This is a genomic window from Burkholderia pyrrocinia (assembly GCF_003330765.1).
Taxonomy (GTDB): Bacteria; Pseudomonadota; Gammaproteobacteria; order Burkholderiales; family Burkholderiaceae; genus Burkholderia; species Burkholderia pyrrocinia_B.
Map to the genome: position 1 here is coordinate 577,438 of NZ_CP024903.1, position 17,415 is coordinate 594,852.

Genomic DNA, 17,415 nt, shown 5'->3' on the forward strand with positions numbered 1-17,415 from the left:
CCTGCCGCGTGGCCTGGCCCGAGTCGATCGGGTTCCGGTGCGACGGCGGGCGGCGCGCGGGCCGCCGCGCCGTCGCGCGCTGACGGAATCGGTTTCGAGTTCCGTACTTTGAATGATCGTCGCGCACATGTTCCGTCTCGAAATTGTCGGGAAAGCACCATGCCGGACTGTCGGCGACCGATTTTCGCCTTGGTTGTTATTCCAAAGTACGGAACATATCGGCGCTACAATTGACTCGTTTCCGGGTTGGCTCGTGTAATGAAGGCATCGGATGGTCGCGTGTCGCGAACGCCGCCACGGCAGGTGGCGTTCCGCGCGACCGATCGGGACAGGCAGTTCATGGCCGCCTTCAGAGCCCAATCGAGACAAACGGAGCAATCGATGTCGCCGCAGGCAAACCGGGCAGCGCCGCCCCCGTCAGGGCAGGAAGACGCGAGTTGGCACGATGCGTCGATCGGAGACAGTGAGCGTCCGGACGGCGCGCACGCATCGCGGGCGATGGTCGTTCCGCTGGCGAGGAGCCTGGCGATCCTGGCCGCGTTTTCGCCGCATGAGCCGTGGCTCGGCAATCAGGAGCTCGTGATCGAAACGGGCATCCCCGCGCCGACGGTGTCGCGGATGGTGCGCTCGCTCGTCGCGCTCGGCTACCTGCATTATTCGCCGCAGCGCCGCAAGTACCGGCTGGCGGCCCCCGTGCTGTCGCTCGGCTACGCCGCGATCGCGCACTCCAACGTTCAACTGCTCGCGCGGCTCGAAATGCAGGCGTTTGCGAACGCGAACGAAACCTACGTGATGCTTGGCACACGCGACCGTCTCGACGTGATCGTGCTCGAGACGTGCGCGAGCAAGCCCGCGTCGGTCGATCTGAAGCTGTACGCGGGCACGCGCCTGCGCATCGCATCGTCGCCGATGGGCTGGGCGTTGCTGGCCGCATTGCCGGAACTCGAACGCTTCTACCTGCTCGGCAACATCGAGCGCAAGACCGGCCGCGACTGGCCCGGCCTGCGCCGCCGGATCAGCGAAGGCATTTCGCAGGTGCATAACGTCGGCTATTGCATGTCGCTCGGCGAATGGGAGCCGGACCTGACGATTCTCGCCGTGCCGCTGGTGGTCCAGGATCACACGCCGCTCGTGCTGGCCTGTATCGGGCGCAGCGCGCGGCTCGGGCGGGCGCGGGTCGAACGGGAACTCGGGCCCCGGCTGGTCGCGGCGGCCCGGCATCTGCAGGAGCAGGCGGTTGTCATCGACTGACGCACACATGAACAGGACCGACAAGCAACAGGGCGTGACGCTGACCGTCGAACGCGGGCTCGAGGTGCTCCACGCGTTTCGTGCGGCCCGCGCGCCGTTGTCCAACGCGGAACTGGTGCGGCGCACCGGGCTGCCGAAGGCCACGGTATCGCGCCTGACGACGACCCTGATCTCGATCGGCTACCTGCGCAGGGTAGGCGGCGGGCGCCAGTTCGAACTCAGCGCCGGCGCATTGAGCATCGGTCATGCGTATCTGGAAGCGAATCCCGTCACGCGCCTCGTCACGCCCGTGATGCAGAAGCTGGCCGACAAGTTGAACCTGTCGGTCGCACTGGCGGTCCCGCATCGGCTCGACATGGTGTACATCGCGTGGCGGGCGAGCGCCAGGATCGCGACGCTGCGCCTGGGCGTCGGTTCGCTGCTGCCGATGGCGACGACCGCGGTCGGGCGTGCGTATCTGTACGGGCTGCCGGATTTGATGCGCGCGCCGTTGATGGCCGAGTTGCTCGAGGCGGCGGGAGACGACGCGGGCACGGTTCGCGAGAACCTCGATGCGGCGTTCGAGGATCTGAAGCAGTCGGGCGTGTGCATGTCGGTCGGCGAATATCAGCGCAACGCCTATGGCATTGCCTTGCCGATCGTGGTCGGCCGGACCCGCACGCTGATGGCGCTGAATTGCGGGGCGGTGGAACTGGAGCCGGACATGGCGGCGATCCGCCAGCGTGTGATGCCCGAATTGAAGGTGGCGGCGGAGACGCTGTCTTTTATCCTGAGCGACGTCGATTGCGAGCCTTGATGTTCGGGTAGCCCTCCTGACGGGCAGCGTGATGCCGCAGCGGCGCACGGCAGGCTAACTAATGGTAGTTATGGTGTGATGCAGCCGGCGCCGTCAGGTGCCGGCGAATGGAGGCATTTCATGCAAGCGCAAGCCGAGGGGAAGAGCGTGGGCTCCGACGTCCGGTCGATGGCCGACGTGGAAACGATCGCGCGTCTTTCATCCGAGCGTTTCACCTGCCGTGCGTATCTGCCGGATGCCGTCCCGACGGACGTGATCGAGCGCATCGTCGACATCGCGAAACGCGCCGCGTCGTGGTGCAACGTGCAGCCGTGGCACGCGATCGTGACGTCTCGCGACACGACCGAGTGCTTCCGCGACGCGCTCGTCGCCCATGCCGCGCAGCATCCCGGGATCGACTCCGACCTGCCGTTCCCGGACGAATATCGCGGTGTGTACGGCGAGCGGCGCAGGGAGGTCGGATATGCACTCTATGCGGCGCTGGGCATCGAGCGCAGCGACCGGGTCGCGCGCGAGCGGCAGGTTGCCGAGAATTTCCGGTTGTTCGGTGCACCGCATGTCGCGTTGCTGACGATACCGGCCGAGCTGGGGCCGTACGCGGCGCTCGACTGCGGCGCGTTCGTCGCGTCGTTCCTGCTGGCGGCGCGTGCGCACGGCGTGTCGACGACGCCACAGGCGGCGCTTGCCCATCATGCCCGTTTCATTCGGCGTTATTTCGGCATTGGCGACGAGCGGAACTTCGTCTGCGGCATCGGGTTTGGTTACGCCGACAGCGCGCATCCGGCGAACCGGTTCCGTTCCACGCGCGTGGCGACGGCGGACGTGATGCAGGTGGTTTGATTCGTGCAGTTATCCTTAACGTTCGTCGTGTGGATGCGCGGCGGTGACGGATGGGAGGCATCACGCGCAACGCAACCGGCAACGGCGCTTTCCGGCGCCCCACAAAGGAGAAGACACCATGGTTGGAACGAGCGACGCGCTCGGCCCCGCGCTGGCGATCGTGCAAGCCGCATGGAACGCGGCGGCGCGCGACTGGAATCCCGACGCGCTGACCGGCGTATACACGGCGAATGCGCTGTTCTTTGGCGGCCGGCCGGGCCACTCGGCCGGGCACGACGCGATTCGCGCGTACTTCGCGTCGTACGACGGCGTGATCCGGTCGGCCACGCTGGAGCTGGTGGAGCAGCACTTCATCCGGTTCGGCGACGACTGCTTTCTCGCCCAGGGCTACGGTGAATTCGCTTTCCTGCTCGGTGACGGCAACACATCCCGCTCGCGCTTGCGCACGACGCTCGTGATCGCGTTGCAACAGGGCGAATGGAAGATCCGCCAGCATCATTTCTCGACTTCGCCGGAGACGCCGCCGATCTGAGCCGGCTGACCGATCCGCATGCGCGGGCGTTCGAGCGCCCGAGTGCCGCGGTTACGCCGGATCGACGTGGCGCGCGAGAAACTGCTCGGCAGCCTTGCCGAACACGTCGTTGCGATCACCGGCGACCATGTGCCCCGCCGCGGCGACATTCACATATTCCGCGTGCGGACAGAGTTCGAGAAATTCGCGAACGCCCGCCTCGCTGACCACGTCGGAACTGCCGCCGCGCACCAGCAGCGTCGGGAGTGCGAGGTTGCGCGCGCAGGCCGAGAAGCGCGCATGACGGGTGAGCGGGTCGATCGTCCCCGAGAGGAACCGCGGGTCCCAATGCCAGTGGTAGCGGCCGTCGTCGCCGAGCCGGACATTCTTCGACAGGCCGGCGTGATTGCCCGGACGCGCCCGGCTCGAGCGATAGCGGCCGATCGCGTCGGCGACCTCGTCGAGCGAGCCGAATCCGTCGGGGTTCTGCTGCATGAACGTCCTGATGCGCGCGACGCCGGCCGGCTCGGTGTACGGCACGATGTCGACCAGGATCAGCGCGCGTGCATCGATCCGGCGTTCGCCGATCGCGACGAGGCCGGTGCCGCCGCCCAGCGATGCGCCGATGAGCACCGGGCGATGCCCGCCCAGCGCGTCGACGACGTGGCGCAAATCCCTGACGAACGCATCCTGGCTGTAGTCGCCGTCGGGGCTCCAGTCCGAGTCCCCGTGCCCGCGTGCGTCGTAGGCGACGGCGAAGTATCCGGCGCTGCCCAGCATTGCACCCGTGCCGCCCCACGCATGACGTGTCTGGCCGCCGCCATGGAGCAGCACCACGAGCGGGGCGTCCCGGTGCCCCCACGTGTCGCCGGCGAGCCGCACGCCGTCTGTGGTGCGCCACAGGTGCATGGGTTCGGGTGTGCCGGGAAGCCGGCTGCCCGGTTTTGTCGGGGCGCGTTCGACGGAATGGGTGGATGGAGGCATGGCTGGGCGATGATTGGCTGACGGAGGAGGGCGGATCGATCGTGTGGTCCGCCGCAACTTCAAACTTCGCCGCTGGGCGCACGCGTGTCAACGCGGGCGGCCCCGGCGTTCCGTACAGTGATCATGCGGACGATGCGTGCTTCAAGGGCATCCTGCGGGTGGCTTCGCGATGTCGATCCGTGGACGAGAGATTCAGGCAATCCCGCGGCCGGCGAGCCACGGGCGGCGAGCTGGCCGGCCGTGTTTTGGCTGGCTGGATCGCGCCATGAAAATACGCTACCCTGTCAAACATTAGTTTTGTGCCGCATGGCGGCATTCGAGAGGATCAGGCAGTACCCGGGGAGACGGAGCATGCCGCCGGCCGCCATCGGCGAACCGGACGGCAACGGGACGATCACTCGCGCGGCGTCCTGCGCCACGCCGCGTGGCGCGAGCGCCGCTCATGCGGCATTCGGATTTCTTCACTTCATCTTGATAACAGCGGACAGCTGATACACGAACGTGCGAAAGCGAAATGTAAATCCCAGCGCGGATACCCGGGAAACCCTGCTGCGGCTTGCCGCGCGCTCTTTTGCGACGCAGGGCTATGCCGCGACGACGATGCGCTCCATCGCGGACCAGGCCGGGATCGAGGCGGCCAGCATCTACTATCACTTCTCGTCGAAGGAAGAACTGGTCGACGTCGTGATGGAGCACGGCGCGGACAGCATCGTGCAGCACATCAAGGAGCATTTCGACGCGCTGCCGCCCGATGCGACGGCCGAGGCGCGCTTCAAGGCGGCGCTGGTCGGGCAGATGAGCGCGCTGATCAAGTTCGGCGACTACGCGCTGGCGCACGGCCGGCTGCTGACCCAGCTGCCGGACAAGGTGCGGGAGCGCCAGATCAAGCGGCGCGCGCGGCATCAGCAGCTGTGGACCGCGGTGTTCGACGACTTGCGCACCGAAGGGTTGCTGCGCGAGGACGTCGACATCGCGCTCTGCCGCGTGTTCGTCCTCGGTTGCATCAATTCCGTCCAGACCTGGTTCGACCCGAAGAAGGGCGCGCTGGACAAGGTCGCGGACCAGCTCAGCACGATGTTCTTCGAAGGCGTGAAACCCGCGGCAGGCGCGAAGCCCACGGCGAAAACCCGGCGTGGCAGTCGCAAGGCGGAACTGGTCGCATCGTCCTGACACCAGGCCGCCGGTCGGTCGGCCGGCCGGCCGCGCGCGCGGCACGGCGCGACCAACCGGATCAGGCAACCGCGCGATGCCGCAGGGCCGCGTCGCGCGGGATTCGCTGCTCGAGAAAGCGAAGCACGGTATGGCCGAACAGGTCGTTGTGTTCCCCCGCGACCATGTGGCCGGCATCCCGTACGTCCGCATATTCCGCGTGCGGGCACAGGCTCAGGAACTCGCGCGCGCCTGCCTTGCTGACGATCTCCGAATCTTCCCCGCGTACCAGCAGCGTCGGCACCTTCAAGCGGCGTGCGCTGGCCGCAAAGCGCGCATGACGGCGCGTCAGGTCTCGCGGCCATGCGAGAAAATGCGGATCCCAATGCCAGTGATATTTCCCGTCGTCGTAGCGCAGGCTGCGGGTCAGGCTTTCCTGCGTGAGCACATGCGCCGGATGCGAGCGATAGCTGCGGATCGCGTCGGCCGCCTCGTCCGGCGATCCGAAACCGTCCGGCGGCTGCCGCATGAACGACTGCAGGCGCGAGACACCCGCCGGTTCGACGTACGGCGCGATGTTGACGAGCACGAGCGCTGCGGCGTCGAGATAGCCTTCGCCGACGGCGAGCAGGCTCGTCCCGCCGCCCAGGCCTGCACCGACGAGTATCGGCCGCCGGCCATCGAACATGGTGGCGACGCGCTCGAGGTCGCGGATCATCGCTCCCTGGCTATAGTTGCCGGTCGGCGACCAGTCCGAATCCCCATGGCCGCGCGCGTCGAAGGCGACGGCATAAAAGCCCGCCGCGCCGAGCGAGCGGCCCATGCCGCTCCACGCATGGCGCGTCTGCCCGCTGCCGTGCAGCAGGACGACCGGCGCGCTGTCGGGGTCGCCCCACGAACGGCCCGCGAGCCGGATCCCGTCGGCGCTCTTCCATGTGTGTTCCGTGCCGGTCGCACGCGTTCCCGTGGTCGTCACATTCTTCATATCCGCTGGCATTCGCGTTGCGGGGCCGCTCGTCGCCGAGCCGCAGCCAGGGCACCCGCCATCCGTGATCGTCGTCCGATCGGCTTTCGGCGCTGCGCTGCCGACATGCCATGCATGCCGAACAGAAATCGACACGTACCCGCATACGTTCGCGGCGGTTTGCAATCGAGTCAATGGCGGCGGGCCGGATGTTCCGTACTCCGACCGAATGGGACACGGCCGCGCCGGCCATGCGACGGTCGATGGAAAAGAGCGGGAGCGCGCCGCATTGCGCCCCCGCCGGAGACAACTAGAACCGCTTGTTGATGCCGACGATCGCGCCGACCGTCGTGCCCGGCACGCCGAACAGCGCATTGTCGATCGACAGCCCGAATTTTTCCCGGCCGTGGTTGTTCACCGCGCCGACCTGCACATACAGGGAGGTCGCCTTCGACAGGAAATAGCGCGTCGTCAGCGCACCGAGGAGCGTGTGATTGTCCGAGTCGTGCGGATCGCGGATGTACCACGCGCCCGCGTTGATATCGAACTGCGGAAGCGGGTAGTAATCGAACCCGATATTCCACACATTGTTGCCGCCGCCGTTCAGGACGCCGCCGGCGACCGTCGTCGGAACCTTGAAGCTGGTGAACGAGCCTTTGACCGTGACCGGGCCGAAGTTGTAGCCGAACCCGATCATGCGCCCCGAGAACGGCTGCTGGAAGGTCGTCAGTGCGGCCGTGCCTTTTCCCGAAGTCGAGTCGTACATCGCGGCATTCACGACCAGCCCGCGAAACTCGTAGCGGGCGCTGACCGAATACTGCTGCCCCGCCCGATAGTCGCCCGCGATCCCGCCGAACGCATACATCATGCTCGTGGAAAACCCGGCGAACTTCGGGCTCGTATAAGTGATCGCATTCGGATTGAAGGTGCCCACGAACGTGTGGTCGGCATACACGGAGAACGCCGTGCCGAACTGGCCGGCGTTGCGCGGATCGGCCTCGTAGATCGCCAGCACGAACGGCGAGTACTGCACGCCGGCCTTCAGTTGACCGAAGTTGCCGTCGAGGGCCAGCCATGCCTGCCGGCCGAAGAAATTGCCGTTGCTGTTGTCGAACCCGCCGTTGACGACGCTGACGCCGCTTTCCAGCTTGAAGCTCGCCTTCAGCCCGCCGCCCAGGTCTTCCTGCCCGAGCAGGCCGAAATTTGACGGCTCCAGTCCGCCGTTGATGAGGCTGAATTGCTTGCCGCCGTTTGCGCCGGTCGTGGAATTGAGTGTCTTGTTGGTGAACAGGACGCCGACGTCCAGCGTGCCGTAAAGCGTGACGCTGCTTTGTGCCCATGACCATACGGGCAGCAGCGCGATGCCAAGCGCGAGTATCGTCTTCTTCGTGCCCAACCCTGGTGATCGGCTTACATTCATTTCGGTATCCGAATTTATGGAGAAGTTAAGGAACGGGTCATGCTGGACTGCTTTGGTTCTGCGGCGAGATGCGTGACGCTTTCCGATCCGGCGCCGATCGGATTTCTGCTCGAAAACAATCTAACGTTCGGTAGATTGAAGCGCGCGGAATTGAATCTCCATTGGGTATAACCCGAGGCGAATTCGTGCTTGTCAGCGCTGATCGATTGACTGAATTTCAGCGTTCCGTACTTCAATCCATTCAATTGATCGCGATGCTTGAGATATTGTCTGTTATGCGTAATAAATTGCGTCGATGCGCGTCAATGCAGGCAATGGCGGGCGCATTTACGCGATATCGACGGGATGTGCGTGCTGAATGGCGTTTTGCCCGGTGGAACGAATTTTTCAGGCGGATCGGCCGCGGGCAGATCGCGAGCCGGGAATCCGGTCGCCTGCCTGTTGCCGAATATTTCATCGCAGGCATCGCGGTCGAATTCATGCCGTTCGCGGTCGCATGGAAGACTGGACGCGCGTGCGGATCCGCGCTGTCGGGGAGCATGTCGTGGGGGATGGCAAGCGGAAGGTGCGAAACGATCTGCCGCGATGCGCGGCCTGCTTGCCGGATATCGAACGAACGATGCCCGCTGCCCGATCGTTCGCGTCGAGCGGTACGGGCGAGCGGTATGGGCGAGCGGTACGGGCGAGCGGTACGGGCGAGCGGTACGGGCGAGCGCTTGCGACGAGGATCCGGGCGGACCCTCGTCGCAAGCGGCGCACGGTTCGTGAAGGGCGTTTACTTGCCCATCGGTTTCGCGAACATCATGTGCGACATGCCGCCGTCGCATGCGATCGACTGGGCCGTGATGTAGCCGGCGGCGGGCGACGCGAGGTACACGATCAGGTCGGCGACTTCGCCTGGCTGGCCCACGCGGCTCATTGGCAGCATGGTCGCGAGCTGGTCGAGGATGTCCTGCGGCACCGAGCCGCGCGCCATCGGCGTGTCGATGACGCCCGGCAACACGACATTCACGCGCACGCCGTATGCCGCCCACTCGTGCGCCATCTGCCGGCTGAGTGTGATGAGCGCCGCCTTGCTCGGCCCATAGGCGCCGCCCTGCGAATAGCCGTGCACGCCCGCCAGCGAGGCCGTGTTCACGATCGCCGCATGCGGGCTCTGCTTCAGGTGCGGCAGCGCGCTGCGCGCGAGCATCAACGCACCGTCCACGTTGACCTGGAAGCCGCTGCGCCATTCGTCGATCGGCACGTTTTCGAGCATTCCGGAACGGACCAGCGCGGCCGTGTTGATCACGACGTCGAGCCGGCCGAAGCGCTCGACCGTGCTGGCGATGGCTGCGTCGATGTCCGATTGTTTCGACACATCGAGGCCGAGCGAGATCGCATGGCCGCCGTGTCGCGTGATTTCGCTGGCGACGCGTTCGGCGTTGCCGGCGTTCAGGTCGGCAACGGCAACGGCGCCGCCGTTTGCCGCGAAGGTTTTCGCGCTGGCCTCGCCCATGCCGCTGCCTGCGCCGACTACCAGCGCGACCAGCCCCTTGATGCGCGAATGGATCATCCAGTCGTGCGGCGCTGCGTGGTTGGATTCGGTGTTCATCGGTTGCTCCTCCAGATGGAATGTGATCAGTTATTCGTGCGCCGGCGCTCAGTCGGCCGGCTGGTCCAGTACCACGGTCCTGGATTCGAGAAAGGCTTCGAGGCCGCCCACGCCGCCTTCGCGGCCCACCCCCGATTGTTTGAAGCCGCCGAAGCCGATAGAGAAATCGGAGCGCAACGCGCGCTCGGCGTCGTGCTGCTCGCTGTTTGCGCTTATTGGCCGGACGACCGCGCGAACTGGCGGATCACAGTGCCGAAGTCCTCCACCTGTTCGAGGTTCAGCACGCTGTCGACCACGCGATCGATGGTGGCTGCCGGCAGTATGCCGTCGACGAACGCGCGGAACTTGCTCACCAGCTCGTCCGTGGTCATGTAGGTCGCGGGGTCCGCCGACGGCGTGCCTTTGGGGAACAGCTTTTCCCCGGCGAAGACCTGGCCGCGCGCGCGCACTTCCACGCGCGATGGGCGACTGGAGATGTCTGCCGAGACCGATTGAAAATAGGTCGGGTGGGTTTCCAGCGAGACCCGGTTCATCAGCGCCATCACGGACGGATCGAACACGACGGCAGGGTCCTGCCACCGGGGGCCGGGCGCAATGCGATGGGCCGCGACCGCCAGCCCGTGCGAGAAACAGAACTGCGCGTCGTGCACCTCCAGGATTTCCCGGTTGGTGAAGCAGGGCAACACATAGGCCCAGCCTTCGCCGAACGAGGTGATGCTGTCGATCTCGTCGGGCTTCAGGTCGTTCCGGGTCACGATGTCGATCAGCAGGTCGAGCGGTGCGTGCATGACGCGACAGTGCGGATAGGGCTTGAACATCTGGAAGCCGGGGAAGCGCCACTCGTCGCCCAGGCCGCCGGTGATGGCCTCGGGCATCCAGCGGTCGGTGCCGATGAAGCTCGCGTAGCCGTTGACCTCGTCATCGAGGATGCGCAAATCGCCGCGATGGCCGAGTTCGCCCAGGTCGGCGGCCGTGAGCGCGATGTTGGTCAGGCCGCCGGCCAGCTGGTACTTGATGGTGGCGGTGGGGGCGTGCGCGAACCACGCGCGCTGGGCATTCACGGGCGCCGACGCGGCGGCCAGGCCCAGCGCGTTGGCCAGCTGGGCCGCCGACAGGCGCTTGAGCTTGCCCGCGGATGCGGTGGCGCCGAACACGGTGCTGCTGTAGCCCACCACCGATGCGGGGTTGGCGGACTTGCCGTCCTTGGTGTCGCGGTAGCCGCTCATCGCGGCGCCGAAGCGGTAGGACATCTCGTGCGAGACGGCCACGGCGGCGATCAGGTCCTTGCCCGAGCGCCGGTGCGTCTCGGCCGTGGCAAAGGCGCCGGGCAGCACGTACGGGCTCACGTGGCCCGGCAGCAGCACCGAGTCGGCGTCCAGCGCGTTGAGCAGTTCGCTGTTGGCGAACGCGGCGCCGTACGCGGTCGAACGCTCGCCCGTGCCGATGATGGTCGCATCGCCGGCGCTGCCGCCAATGCGGCGGCCCATTTCGACGCCGATACGGCCCCTGGGATGATCGATACCCGCCAGCGCAACGCCGAGGGAATCGAGTATGTCGCGCTTGCATTCCTGCACGACGATGTCGGGCAAGCGATCGATGTCGACGCCAGCCGAGAAATCGGCCAGTTGCTGGATGAGGGTGGGGTGGCTCACGTGTCTCGCTCCTCGTTCGAATGTCGTTATACGAATGCTGTCAGGTTTGGCCCTGATGCCGTCGCGCGCAATGTTTGCGTGCGAAGCGTTCCGCCCTTCGAAAAGCCCGCGCCGGAACGCACGGTTGCGACTCGCCGCATGCGGGGATTCCCTGATGGGAAATCCCTGCAAGCAAAATAGAATAACAACTGTTAGTTAGATTGAATGAAGCCTCGCCGGTCGCTTGCGCTTTTCCCGGTGCCATGAACCGACGCAGGTTCACTTCATCGACGGGCGCGACACACGCCACCCGCCGCGCCAAAAATCCCTGGGCCACGCATGAAATACGAAGACTTCGAGTTCCTCCTGTTCGATCGCCAGCCGGACGGCGTCCTGCTTGTCACGCTCAATCGTCCGGAGGTCATGAACGCCACGAACAACCGGATGCACTGGGAGTTGACCAAGGTCTGGGGCGTGATCGGCGACGACCCGGGCGTCAAGGTGGTCGTCGTGACCGGCGCCGGCGATCGCGCGTTCTCGGCCGGCGGCGATCTCGCCGTTGTCGAGGAAATGGCGGGCAGCCAGGAGGCCACGCTGCGCGTGATGAAGGAGGCGTCCGACATCGTCTACAACATGCTCGCGTGCGACAAGCCGATCATCTCCGCCATCAACGGCACGGCCGTGGGCGCGGGCCTCGTCGTCGCACTGCTGGCGGACGTGAGCGTGATGGCCGAGGACGCGAAGCTGACCGACGGGCATGCGCGCCTCGGCGTATCGGCGGGCGATCACGCCGCCATCGTCTGGCCGCTGCTGTGCGGGATGGCCAAGGCCAAGTATTACCTGATGACGGCGGATTTCGTCGATGGCAAGGAGGCCGAACGAATCGGCCTGGTCAGCTTCTGCGCGCCGCGCGCCGAAGTGCTCGCCCGGTCGCTGGCGATTGCCGCCAATCTGGCGCGCGGCAGCCAGACCGCGATCCGCGCGACCAAGAAATCACTCAACAACTGGATGCGCGTGGCGGGGCCGGTGTTCGACAACTCGCTCGCGCTGGAGATGCTGTGTTTCCTGGGCGCGGACGTCAAGGAAGGGGTCGCTGCATTGCGCGGCAAGCGCCAGGCCGATTTTCCGTCGGCCCGGCTGCCGCAGTCGTGACCGGTCGAGCGCACGCACCTCGATCGGGCCGGTTATTTCAACCTAACTAACGAGAGGTAAAATGAGACGGCTCACCCTGCTTCTCGACGGCATGACGCATACCGAAGCGGCGCGCTGGCACGACGGACGCTTCTGGTTCAGCGATCTGTATACCGAATGCGTGTACTCGATCCGCGAGGACGGCAGCAACCTTTGCGAGGAGATGCACGTTCCCCAATGCCCGTCCGGCATCGGCTGGCTGCCCGACGGGCGCCTGATCGCCGTGTCGATGCACGACCGCGCGCTGTTGAGGCGCGAGCACGACGGCTCGGTGGTGCGTCACGCCGACTTGTCACCGCACCTGGAATTCGAACCCAACGACATGGTGGTGGATGCGCAAGGCCGCGTCTGGGTCGGCAACCTCGGCTTCGACGTGATGAAGCTCGCGCCGCGTCGTCCGGGACGGTTGGCCCGCGTCGACCCGGACGGCACGGTCACGATGGTGAGCGAGCCGCTGCACTTCGCGAACGGCGCGACGATCATCGACGGGAGCACGCTGGTGGTGTCCGAATCCTGGGGCAACCGCATGTCGGCGTTCGACATCCAGCCGGACGGCTCGCTCTCCGCGCGCCGCGACTGGGCGAAGTTCGGCCCGGTGCCGCAGGACGAGGACGTGATCCGGTCGATGGCCGAGATCGTGGTGGCGCCGGACGGCATCTCGCAGGTCGACGCCGAGGGCGCGATCTGGGTCGCCGATTTCACGAAGACGCGTGCGTTGCGCGTGGCGGCCGGCGGCAGGATTCTCGAGGAGATCCAGACCGGCGACCGCAACTGCTATGCATGCGCGCTGGGCGGCGAGGACGGACGCACGCTGTTCATGTGCGTCACGCCCGCCGATTTCAATCCGGAGGTGCGACGCGCCAATCCGCTGAGCGCGGTGCTGTCGACACGCGTCGACGTTCCGCTGGCCTGACGCACAACATCACTCACATGGAGGTCGCATGACGACTGTAACCGACACCGCGCAAGCCGCGCGTGCGAAAGCGCTTGCATGGATCGAGCAGGGCACGAAGCGCCTGCTGATCGGCGGGCGATGGGTCGACGCGGCATCGGGCAAGACGTTCGAGACGATCAACCCCGCGACCGAACAGCTGCTTTGCCGGGTCGCCGAGGCCGACAGCGCCGACGTGGACGCCGCCGTGATCGCGGCGCGCAAGGCGTTCGACGCGCCGTCGTGGTCCGCGTTGTCGCCGCACGCCCGCACGCGCGCGCTGCTGAAGATCGCGGACAAGATCGAGGCCCATATCGACGAGCTGGCCGCGATCGAATCGCTCGACAACGGCATGCCGCTGTGGTTCGCGCAGGGCGCGGTGACCGCCACGGTGGACATCGTCCGTTACTACGCGGGCTGGTGCTCCAAGGTGCTGGGCACCACGATTCCGTCGGACGGCAGCACGCTGATCTATACGCTGCGGGAGCCGCTCGGCGTCTGCGGCCAGATCATCCCGTGGAACGTCCCGATCCTGATGGCCGCGATCAAGTTCGCCAACGCGCTGTGCTGCGGCAATACGGTGATCCTCAAGCCTGCCGAGCTGGCCTGCCTGACTTCGATTCGCCTCGCGGAGCTGATCCAGGAAACGGACCTGCCGCCGGGCGTGATCAATGTGCTGCCGGGGTTCGGCGCGACGGCGGGCGCGGCGCTGGCCCAGCACCCGGGCGTGGACAAGATCGCGTTCACGGGCTCGACGGCCGTCGGCAAGCAGATCGCGCGCGACGCTACGGGGAACCTCAAGAAGGTGACGCTGGAACTCGGCGGCAAGGCGCCCAACGTGGTGTTCGCCGACGCCGACATCGAAAAGGCCGTGCAGACCGCCGTGAAGACCTTCTGCGGCAACTCGGGCCAGGTGTGCTCGGCCGGCACGCGGCTGTTCGTGCAGGAAAGCATCCACGAGCAGGTGGCGGAGCGCGTCGCGCAGATCGCCGCGACCTGGAAGGCGGGCGACCCGTTCGCGGCCGATACGAAGATCGGTCCGCTCATTTCAGCGACGCAGCGCGAGCGCGTCAGGTCATACATCGGCGTGGGTCAGGAGGGCGGCGCCACGTTGCGGCTGGGCGGCCAGCCGTGGAGCGGCGCCGGCTACTTCGTGGAGCCGACGGTGTTCGACAACGTGCGCAACGGCATGCGGATCGCGCAGGAAGAGATCTTCGGCCCGGTGCTGTCGATGATCCCGTTCAAGGACGAGGACGATGCGGTGCTGCAGGCCAACGACACCTCCTACGGTCTTTCCGCCGCGGTGTGGACGCGCGATGTCGCGCGGGCGCACAAGGTGGTGCGCGCACTCAAGGCCGGGCGGCTGTGGATCAACACCTTCGGCGAATCCGACCCGGCCATGGCGTTCGGCGGATACAAGCAATCGGGCTGGGGGCGCGAATTCGGCCAGGAATCGATCGAGGCCTACACGCAGACCAAGTCGATCATGCTCCGTATGTAACGTTCGTCATCCAGAACATCCAGAACAAAATCCAAGGAGACACCCGTGAGCATGGGCATTCCGGACTTCGTGCGTGGCAACAAGAAACTGCTGATTGGCGGGCAGTGGGTCGAGCCCGCGGGCGGCGAACACATCGAGGCCGTCAATCCCGCCACCGGCGAGGTGTTGTGCCATATCGCGCAGGGCAACGCGCAGGACGTGGGCCGCGCCGTGGCGGCCGCGCGCCGTGCGTTCGAGGGGCCGTGGAGCCGCTTTACGCCGCATGAGCGGCGCAAGCTGCTGCTGCGCGTGCACGACGTGATCCTCGACCATTTCGACGAGCTCGCGCTGATCGAGACGCTCGACATGGGCGCGCCGCTCGCGCGCACGCGCGGCTACAAGGAATGGCTGTCGCAGCTGCTGCAGTTCTACGCGTCGCAAACCGGCGCCGGCGCGGTGGAAACGCCGCCGATGTCGATCGCCCCCGGCTTCACGGCGTTCAAGCAGTTGATGCCGGTGGGCGTGGTCGGCGGCATCATCCCGTGGAACGGCCCGCTGATGGGAATGTGGTGGATCTACGGCCCCGCGCTGGCCACGGGCTGCACGGCCGTGCTGAAGCCGGCCGAGGATGCGTCGCTGTCGTCGCTGCGCGTGTCCGAACTGATGATGGAAGCCGGCGTGCCCGAGGGCGTGATCAACGTCGTGACCGGCTACGGCAAGGACGTGGGCCAGGCGCTGGCCGAGCACCCGGACGTGGATCGCGTGGCCTTCACGGGCTCGGTGGGCACCGCGCAGGCCATCGTGCGCGCGTCGGCCGGCAACCTGAAGCGGCTGCAGCTCGAACTCGGCGGCAAGTCGCCCGACATCGTGTTCGCCGATGCCGACCTCGACAAGGCCGTGCCCGGCGCGGCGATGGGCGTGTTTACCAACACCGGCCAGGTCTGCGTGGCCGGCACACGCATCTTCGTGCAGCGCGCGATCCACGACGAATTCGTGCAGCGCATGGCCGCGTTCGCCGGCACCCTCCGGATCGGCGACGGCCGTGATCCCGATACCCAGATCGGCCCGCTGATCTCGCGGCGCCAGCTCGATCGCGTGATGCATTACGTGGACGTCGGCGGCAACGAGGCCCGGCTCGTGCACGGCGGCCAGCGCCCGGGCGGCGCCCCGGCCGGCGGATTCTTCGTCGAGCCCACGGTATTTGCCGACGTCCGCAACGACATGACCATCGCCCGCGAGGAAATATTCGGCCCCGTCGCGTCGGTGATCCCGTTCGACACCATGGAGGAGGCGCTGCAGCTCGCGAACGACACGCCCTACGGCCTGGCCGGCGGCGTGTGGACGAGCAGCCTTTCGACCGCGCACAAGGTCTCGCAGGGCATTCGCTCGGGCACCGTCTGGGTCAACTGCTACGGCGTGATCGATCCGGCCGTGGGCTTCGGCGGCACGAAGATGAGCGGCTATGGATGGAAGAGCGGGAAAGAGCACGTCGAGAGCTTCCTGTACCCGAAGGCCACCTATATCAATCTGGGCTGAGCCGATAACGCTCGATCCCATCGGCCTGCAGGCAGGAGAGACAAGACATGAAAGGCGTAGTTTTCAGAGGCGAACGAACGCTGGAGATCCTGGATTTCGAGGACCCGACGCCCGGCCCCGGCGATGCCGTCATCGAGATGAAGGCATCGGGCATGTGCGGCAGCGACCTGCACTTCTATCGCAACAAGCCGGCCGACGTGATCCGGTCGCTGGGCTTCAAGGACCTGGCGTCGCGCGGCATGTCGGAGGACACGCCGATCATCGGCGGTCATGAGCCGTGCGGACAGATCGTCGCGGTCGGCGCGGGCGTCGATCCGCGCGCGTTCAAGGTCGGTGACCGCGTGGCGGTGTTCCACTACGAAGGCTGCATGCACTGCGACCACTGCCGTACCGGCTGGACGCAGATGTGCAGCCACGGCGCGGATATCCACGGGGTGATCAAGCACGGCGGCCACGCGCACTACATGAAGGTGCCGGTGACGTCGCTGGTCCATCTGCCCGACGAAGTGTCGTTCGCCACCGGCGCCGCCATTTCCTGCGGCACGGGGACGGCCTGGGGCGCGCTCGTGCGTCTCGACATCAGCGCGCGCGACACGCTTGCCGTGTTCGGCCTGGGCCCGGTCGGCCTATCGGCCGTGCAACTGGCCGCGGCGATGGGTGTGGAAGTCATCGCCGTCGACATCGCGGCCGACCGCGTCGCGCGCGCGAAGGAATTCGGCGCGACCCACGTCATCGACGGCAGCCAGCAGGATCCGATCGAGGAGATCCTCAAGCTCACCGGCGGCCTCGGCGTGACCTGTGCGATGGATTGCGCGGGCGGCGACGTGCCCAGGCAGCAGGCCGTGCGCTGTACGCGCCCGTGGGGCCGCATCGCGCTGGTGGCCGTGGGCGGCAACCTCAACGTCGACGGCATGAAGGACGTGATCGGCAAGCAGCGCACCATCATCGGGTCCTACACGTTTTCGGAAGTCGGGATGAAGGACTGCATCCACTTCGTCGCGAAGCACGGCGTGGACGTCGACAAGCTCTTCACCGACCACTGGAAGCTGGAGCAGGCCGACGAGGCTTACCGGCTGTTCGACGCGCAGGCGGGCGGCAAGGGCGTGTTTCTGTTCTGACCGCGGCCAGCCCGCAAAA

Annotated in this window: 18 protein-coding genes; 12 read left to right on the top strand and 6 right to left on the bottom strand. The window is 66.4% G+C overall.

All coding sequences use genetic code 11. The features are described 5' to 3' along the window. Window positions 1-381: 381 nt before the first annotated feature. The 4 genes from CUJ89_RS20055 to CUJ89_RS20070 all read left to right on the top strand — a co-directional run bounded on the left by CUJ89_RS20055 (window position 382) and on the right by CUJ89_RS20070 (window position 3,419). Window positions 382-1,251, top strand: a complete 870-nt coding sequence (locus CUJ89_RS20055; RefSeq protein ID WP_114179231.1) for an IclR family transcriptional regulator — start codon at window positions 382-384, stop codon at window positions 1,249-1,251. A 7-nt stretch (window positions 1,252-1,258) separates the two neighbouring features. After that, complete coding sequence (locus CUJ89_RS20060) at window positions 1,259-2,047, top strand: IclR family transcriptional regulator (RefSeq protein ID WP_114179232.1); 789 nt, start codon at window positions 1,259-1,261, stop codon at window positions 2,045-2,047. Between the two features lie 120 nt (window positions 2,048-2,167). After that, window positions 2,168-2,887 (top strand): nitroreductase, encoded by a 720-nt coding sequence (locus CUJ89_RS20065; RefSeq protein ID WP_236655039.1) that lies wholly within the window; start codon window positions 2,168-2,170, stop codon window positions 2,885-2,887. A gap of 118 nt (window positions 2,888-3,005) precedes the next feature. Beyond that, on the top strand, window positions 3,006-3,419 hold the full coding sequence (locus CUJ89_RS20070) for a YybH family protein (RefSeq protein ID WP_114179233.1): 414 nt from the start codon (window positions 3,006-3,008) through the stop codon (window positions 3,417-3,419). Between the two features lie 51 nt (window positions 3,420-3,470). Here the strand turns inward: CUJ89_RS20070 and CUJ89_RS20075 are convergent, their stop codons facing one another. Further along, entirely contained in the window at window positions 3,471-4,382 is a 912-nt protein-coding gene (locus CUJ89_RS20075) for an alpha/beta fold hydrolase (protein ID WP_114179234.1), read from the bottom strand. Between CUJ89_RS20075 and CUJ89_RS38315 the strand changes: the two genes are divergently transcribed. After that, the gene (locus CUJ89_RS38315; RefSeq protein ID WP_201752429.1) at window positions 4,373-4,651 is read left to right on the top strand and encodes a hypothetical protein; all 279 of its coding nucleotides are present in this window, start codon (window positions 4,373-4,375) and stop codon (window positions 4,649-4,651) included. The genes CUJ89_RS20075 and CUJ89_RS38315 overlap by 10 nt on opposite strands. Window positions 4,652-4,928: 277 nt before the next feature. After that, window positions 4,929-5,552 (top strand): TetR/AcrR family transcriptional regulator, encoded by a 624-nt coding sequence (locus tag CUJ89_RS20085; protein WP_114181464.1) that lies wholly within the window; start codon window positions 4,929-4,931, stop codon window positions 5,550-5,552. Between the two features lie 61 nt (window positions 5,553-5,613). On the opposite strand, the gene CUJ89_RS20090 is transcribed toward CUJ89_RS20085, so the two are convergent. After that, window positions 5,614-6,516 carry an alpha/beta fold hydrolase gene (locus CUJ89_RS20090; protein WP_114179236.1) on the bottom strand — a complete coding sequence of 301 codons (903 nt, stop codon included), beginning with the start codon at window positions 6,514-6,516 and terminating at the stop codon, window positions 5,614-5,616. Between the two features lie 289 nt (window positions 6,517-6,805). Then, window positions 6,806-7,915 (bottom strand): porin, encoded by a 1,110-nt coding sequence (locus CUJ89_RS20095; protein ID WP_114179237.1) that lies wholly within the window; start codon window positions 7,913-7,915, stop codon window positions 6,806-6,808. Between the two features lie 185 nt (window positions 7,916-8,100). On the opposite strand from CUJ89_RS20095, the gene CUJ89_RS37785 reads away from it, so the two are divergent. Then, window positions 8,101-8,766, top strand: coding sequence for a hypothetical protein (locus CUJ89_RS37785; protein ID WP_152036646.1), 666 nt, complete (start codon window positions 8,101-8,103; stop codon window positions 8,764-8,766). Here CUJ89_RS37785 and CUJ89_RS20100 read toward each other — a convergent pair. From CUJ89_RS20100 to CUJ89_RS20110, 3 genes are read right to left on the bottom strand one after another with little or no spacing between them, the layout of a single operon-like run. Further along, window positions 8,691-9,509: an SDR family NAD(P)-dependent oxidoreductase gene (locus CUJ89_RS20100; RefSeq protein ID WP_114179238.1), complete on the bottom strand. Its 819-nt coding sequence runs from the start codon at window positions 9,507-9,509 to the stop codon at window positions 8,691-8,693. The genes CUJ89_RS37785 and CUJ89_RS20100 overlap by 76 nt on opposite strands. Before the next feature lie 48 nt (window positions 9,510-9,557). Beyond that, the gene (locus CUJ89_RS20105) at window positions 9,558-9,686 is read right to left on the bottom strand and encodes an aldehyde dehydrogenase family protein (RefSeq protein ID WP_415859054.1); all 129 of its coding nucleotides are present in this window, start codon (window positions 9,684-9,686) and stop codon (window positions 9,558-9,560) included. Between the two features lie 35 nt (window positions 9,687-9,721). After that, window positions 9,722-11,161, bottom strand: coding sequence for an MmgE/PrpD family protein (locus tag CUJ89_RS20110; protein ID WP_114179239.1), 1,440 nt, complete (start codon window positions 11,159-11,161; stop codon window positions 9,722-9,724). Window positions 11,162-11,479: 318 nt separating this feature from the next. On the opposite strand from CUJ89_RS20110, the gene CUJ89_RS20115 reads away from it, so the two are divergent. The 5 genes from CUJ89_RS20115 (at window position 11,480) to CUJ89_RS20135 (ending at window position 17,396) form a co-directional block, all read left to right on the top strand. After that, complete coding sequence (locus CUJ89_RS20115; RefSeq protein WP_114179240.1) at window positions 11,480-12,292, top strand: enoyl-CoA hydratase/isomerase family protein; 813 nt, start codon at window positions 11,480-11,482, stop codon at window positions 12,290-12,292. Between the two features lie 61 nt (window positions 12,293-12,353). Continuing rightward, on the top strand, window positions 12,354-13,244 hold the full coding sequence (locus tag CUJ89_RS20120; RefSeq protein ID WP_114179241.1) for an SMP-30/gluconolactonase/LRE family protein: 891 nt from the start codon (window positions 12,354-12,356) through the stop codon (window positions 13,242-13,244). A 28-nt stretch (window positions 13,245-13,272) separates the two neighbouring features. Beyond that, on the top strand, window positions 13,273-14,763 hold the full coding sequence (locus tag CUJ89_RS20125) for an aldehyde dehydrogenase family protein (protein ID WP_114179242.1): 1,491 nt from the start codon (window positions 13,273-13,275) through the stop codon (window positions 14,761-14,763). A 51-nt stretch (window positions 14,764-14,814) separates the two neighbouring features. Further along, the gene (locus tag CUJ89_RS20130) at window positions 14,815-16,278 is read left to right on the top strand and encodes an aldehyde dehydrogenase family protein (RefSeq protein ID WP_114179243.1); all 1,464 of its coding nucleotides are present in this window, start codon (window positions 14,815-14,817) and stop codon (window positions 16,276-16,278) included. A 47-nt stretch (window positions 16,279-16,325) separates the two neighbouring features. Continuing rightward, window positions 16,326-17,396, top strand: coding sequence for a zinc-dependent alcohol dehydrogenase family protein (locus tag CUJ89_RS20135; protein ID WP_114179244.1), 1,071 nt, complete (start codon window positions 16,326-16,328; stop codon window positions 17,394-17,396). The last annotated feature ends 19 nt before the right edge of the window (window positions 17,397-17,415 follow it).

Excerpts from the sequence above, each read along its gene's own strand:
- CUJ89_RS20070 (WP_114179233.1), top strand. The coding sequence starts at position 3,006 with ATGGTTGGAACGAGCGACGCGCTCGGCCCCGCGCTGGCGATCGTGCAA.
- CUJ89_RS20125 (WP_114179242.1), top strand. The coding sequence starts at position 13,273 with ATGACGACTGTAACCGACACCGCGCAAGCCGCGCGTGCGAAAGCGCTT.
- CUJ89_RS20090 (WP_114179236.1), bottom strand. The coding sequence starts at position 6,516 with ATGAAGAATGTGACGACCACGGGAACGCGTGCGACCGGCACGGAACAC.
- CUJ89_RS20115 (WP_114179240.1), top strand. The coding sequence starts at position 11,480 with ATGAAATACGAAGACTTCGAGTTCCTCCTGTTCGATCGCCAGCCGGAC.
- CUJ89_RS20065 (WP_236655039.1), top strand. The coding sequence starts at position 2,168 with ATGCAAGCGCAAGCCGAGGGGAAGAGCGTGGGCTCCGACGTCCGGTCG.
- CUJ89_RS38315 (WP_201752429.1), top strand. The coding sequence starts at position 4,373 with ATGGAGGCATGGCTGGGCGATGATTGGCTGACGGAGGAGGGCGGATCG.
- CUJ89_RS20060 (WP_114179232.1), top strand. The coding sequence starts at position 1,259 with ATGAACAGGACCGACAAGCAACAGGGCGTGACGCTGACCGTCGAACGC.
- CUJ89_RS20130 (WP_114179243.1), top strand. The coding sequence starts at position 14,815 with ATGGGCATTCCGGACTTCGTGCGTGGCAACAAGAAACTGCTGATTGGC.
- CUJ89_RS20055 (WP_114179231.1), top strand. The coding sequence starts at position 382 with ATGTCGCCGCAGGCAAACCGGGCAGCGCCGCCCCCGTCAGGGCAGGAA.
- CUJ89_RS20075 (WP_114179234.1), bottom strand. The coding sequence starts at position 4,382 with ATGCCTCCATCCACCCATTCCGTCGAACGCGCCCCGACAAAACCGGGC.
- CUJ89_RS20120 (WP_114179241.1), top strand. The coding sequence starts at position 12,354 with ATGAGACGGCTCACCCTGCTTCTCGACGGCATGACGCATACCGAAGCG.
- CUJ89_RS20135 (WP_114179244.1), top strand. The coding sequence starts at position 16,326 with ATGAAAGGCGTAGTTTTCAGAGGCGAACGAACGCTGGAGATCCTGGAT.
- CUJ89_RS20095 (WP_114179237.1), bottom strand. The coding sequence starts at position 7,915 with ATGAATGTAAGCCGATCACCAGGGTTGGGCACGAAGAAGACGATACTC.
- CUJ89_RS20100 (WP_114179238.1), bottom strand. The coding sequence starts at position 9,509 with ATGAACACCGAATCCAACCACGCAGCGCCGCACGACTGGATGATCCAT.